The 1,807-nt window shown below is 67.3% G+C and carries 1 protein-coding gene and 1 pseudogene; one reads left to right on the plus strand and one right to left on the minus strand.

Annotated features, from left to right (window positions below; all coding sequences use genetic code 11):
* Window positions 1-176 (minus strand): annotated as a pseudogene (locus ACFWEP_RS33115) (methionyl-tRNA formyltransferase); the annotation flags it as partial.
* Window positions 177-422: 246 nt separating this feature from the next.
* Here ACFWEP_RS33115 and ACFWEP_RS33120 point away from each other — a divergent pair.
* A complete protein-coding gene (locus ACFWEP_RS33120) occupies window positions 423-1,778 on the plus strand; it encodes a lysine N(6)-hydroxylase/L-ornithine N(5)-oxygenase family protein (protein ID WP_387375769.1) in 1,356 nt (451 codons plus the stop codon).
* Window positions 1,779-1,807 lie beyond the last annotated feature (29 nt).

The following is a 1,807-nucleotide window of genomic DNA, read 5'->3' on the forward strand; positions in this document are numbered from 1 at the left end:
AGCACGGGAACGCCGTTCGCCTCGGCGAGGTCGGCGACGGAGTCGCTCCAGATCTTCTCGTAGGCGAGCTCGCTCTTGGGGTGTGTCACGACCAGCACCACGTCGTGCTCGGAGTCCAGAAGGGCTTGCAGGGTGCGGTGACCCCAGGTCTGGTAACCGAACATGACGACCCGCATGGGGGTTCCTCCTCTGTGCCGGAATGGACCACGGGTCAGTAAAGCAAGGCTTACCTTGGTTTGCAACGGGCGTGCGGTGTAATGCGTTTGAAGAGTCGCGCGCCCCCTCGCTCCGCCGCGGCGCCCCCTCGACAGTCTCACAGGATTAGCTTAGGCTCACCTAAATTCGAGCCGCGCCGTCGGTGGTCCCGACGCTCGCACCTTCGCCATGCCATGAGCGGCTTCCCCCGCACGAATGGGAGTGACATGTCACCGGTTCTTCCCGCCGACGCCCCGCAGGTCCACGACCTCATCGGTATCGGTTTCGGACCGTCCAACGTGGCCATGGCCATCGCGATCAGTGAGCACAACGCCCGCGCCGGCGAACGGCATCCGGTCAGTGCCCGCTTCTTCGAGCAGCAGCCCACCTTCGGCTGGCACCGCGGCATGCTGATCGACGACGCGACCATGCAGGTGTCCTTCCTCAAGGACCTGGTGACGCTCCGGAACCCCACCAGCGAGTTCAGCTTCCTCTGCTACCTCAAGAGCAAGGGGCGGCTGATCGACTTCATCAACCACAAGAACCTCTTCCCGCTGCGGGTGGAGTTCCACGACTACTTCGAATGGGCCGCCGCCCAGGTCGCGGACATGGTGTCGTACGGACACGAGGTCGTCTCCGTCAGGCCCACCGTCCACGACGGAATCGTGGAGTACCTCGACGTGACGGTCCGGTCCGCGGAGGGGCTCTCCGTCCACCGGGCCCGCAACCTCGTCATCGGCACCGGGCTGCGCCCCCTCCTGCCCGAGGGCGTCCAGCGCGGCGACCGGGTGTGGCACAACTCCGAACTGCTCGCCAAGGTCGGTGAACTGGACGGGACCTCACCCTCCCGGTTCATCGTCGTGGGCGCCGGACAGAGCGCCGCCGAGAACGTCGCCTACCTGCACCGCGTCTTCCCCGAGGCCGAGATCTGCGCGGTCTTCTCCCGGTACGGATACAGCCCCGCCGACGACAGCGCCTTCGCCAACCGGATCTTCGACCCCGGCGCCGTCGACGAGTACTTCGCCGCGCCCGACGAGATCAAGCAGCGGCTGATGGGCTACCACGGGAACACCAACTACTCCGTGGTCGACATCGATTTGATCGACGACCTCTACCGGCAGAGTTACCAGGAGAAGGTGCTCGGCACCGAACGGCTGCGCTTCCTGAACGTGTCCCGACTCGTGGGCGTCGAGGAGAAGCCGGAGAAGGCCCGTGCCACCGTGACATCCCTGGTCACGGGCGAGGAGACGGCCCTGGACGCCGACGTCGTGGTGCTCGCCACGGGCTACAGCCCCGTCGACCCCCTCGGCCTCCTCGGCGAGGTGGCGGACCGCTGCCGCACCGACGACCGGGGACGCGTCCGCGTCGAGCGCGACTACCGCATCGAGACCGACCCCGCCCTGCGGTGCGGTATCTACCTGCAGGGCGGTACGGAGCACACCCACGGCATCACCTCGTCGCTGCTCTCCAACACGGCGATCCGGGTCGGCGAGATCCTGGACTCACTGCTCGACCGGCGGGCCAAGGCCGCCTCGGACGAGGCTGGGACGATCGCCGAAGGAGCCGTCGGCGCGTCCCGCTGAACCGGGTGAAGGCCGGACGGTCCCCCGGC

The organism is Streptomyces sp. NPDC060198 (assembly GCF_042728415.1).
GTDB lineage: Bacteria > Actinomycetota > Actinomycetes > Streptomycetales > Streptomycetaceae > Streptomyces.